This is a genomic window from Arthrobacter sp. Hb9-2, assembly GCF_059091165.1.
This window is the reverse complement of record NZ_JBNHGJ010000087.1, coordinates 1-1,685: the sequence shown is the minus strand read 5'-3', so window position 1 is coordinate 1,685 and position 1,685 is coordinate 1. Positions and strand designations below refer to the sequence as shown.

The following is a 1,685-nucleotide window of genomic DNA, read 5'->3' as shown; positions in this document are numbered from 1 at the left end:
CCCCGCTACCCAGCAAAGCACCACTATGGACTGGCTCACACCCCAACACCTCAGCCCCGAACCCCAAACATCAGCACGAAGTCCGCATCACGGGGCTCGAGAGCTTGAAACGCGCCCGGGCCATTCGTGGAAGGAGTACAGCGACTGGCTCGAGGAACGCGGCGACGACTTAGGAACAGCGTCGAGGTCACCAACCTGGACCCGTTGAACGGCCACCCCGGACGCAAGAACGACCCACTCAATGGCATACGCACGATCTTGCGCTGTGGCCAGGAGAAGCTCACCGAGCGGCAACGTGCACGGCTCGACGGGGGGAACGCCAGGACGAAGTGCTCGTCGCCTGCCTGTGCGCCCAACAACTCCCCTCGGCCTACGAGGGCAAGAACCGGGTCGAGGGGCGGCCCGTCGCGGCGACGGTCCTCGCGTCGCTGCCTACCTGCCCGATCCCGGAGATCAAGCGACTCAACAAGGCGCCCAAGCAGTGGTGCGAGGCGTCCCTGATCAACCTCGACACTGGACCGCGAACACCGGCGGCACCGAAGTGATCAACGTGCTCACCGAACTCCACCGCCACGTTGACCCGGCTTCCGCAACCCGAAGCACTACCAACTACGCATGCTGCTCATCGGCGGCGGACTGCCCCACCCCCACCTCGGTAGGAAGACCTCAGACAGGTTTGGAAACCACCCGGTCAAGCGCCGACTTTCAAAAGGAACACAGCCCTCACCGGAAGGAGCGAGGCTCTTGTGCCACCGTTCGCAGTGGGCTTCGTCGCGGACCCGCTGAAATCGATCAACCGCCCACCCGATAACGCAAGTGAAGTACCCGGTTGCCTTGAATCACCACGTCGGGATCCTCCAACAAGTGCTGTGCGTGGACCGACCCGAAGTAGCGCTTACCGGCCCCGAACACGACGGGTACGACGTCCATGCGCACCTCGTTGACCAGGCCGGCGGCAAGCATCTGTCCACCGACATCACCAGCGGCGACCTCGACGATGCGGTCACCCGCAAGCTCCTGCGCCTTGGCCATGGCTGCCTCGACGCCGTCGACGAAGTGAAACGGCGCCTCTGGATTCCAGCCCTCTGGCTGCGGCCGGTGTGTCACGACGACCACGTGATCAATCCCGCTCGGAGGTTTCCCGTCCCAGCCGTCCGTCAGGTCGAAGACATGGCGGCCGCAGAGTGTCACCGCGATCTGGTCCCAGTACAGCCGGGTGTAGTCGTAGGAAGGCTGCGACACCTTCACCTCGCCGCTCTCGTCCAACGGGACGTCACCGTTGGTCAACCAGTCAAACAGCAATCCGGGCTGGTCATTCTCGTCCGCGACGAAGCCGTCCACTGACACCGAGCTGTACATGACCACCTTGCCCACGGGGCTCTCCTCTTCTTTGGGGTGCCCCCACATTAGCGTCTCGTGAGCGGTCGCTCTAGTGAAAAATCAATCGGCCGGCAGCGGTCAGCCGTCCAACACGTGGCCGGGATGTTTGCGCAGGAACCGCCGCTGGACTTCGACGTACCGGGTCGGGGTGAGCCCGGTGAACGCCCGACTCAGCTAGGAAGAGCTTTCGTCGTGGTGCGCCGGCAGTTGGCGGGGTGTTTGACGGCGGTGCGTGCTGCGGGAGGTGGTGGCGGGTTGCGGCGTTTGGTGCGGGAGGTGATGGCGGGTCGCACCAGGGGTGGGAT

Annotated in this window: 1 protein-coding gene; it reads right to left on the bottom strand. The window is 64.3% G+C overall.

What is annotated here, in order from left to right; genetic code table 11:
• Nucleotides 1-792: 792 nt before the first annotated feature.
• On the bottom strand, nt 793-1,374 hold the full coding sequence (locus tag AC5RV1_RS21315; protein ID WP_493995947.1) for a dihydrofolate reductase family protein: 582 nt from the start codon (nt 1,372-1,374) through the stop codon (nt 793-795).
• Nucleotides 1,375-1,685: the final 311 nt, after the last annotated feature.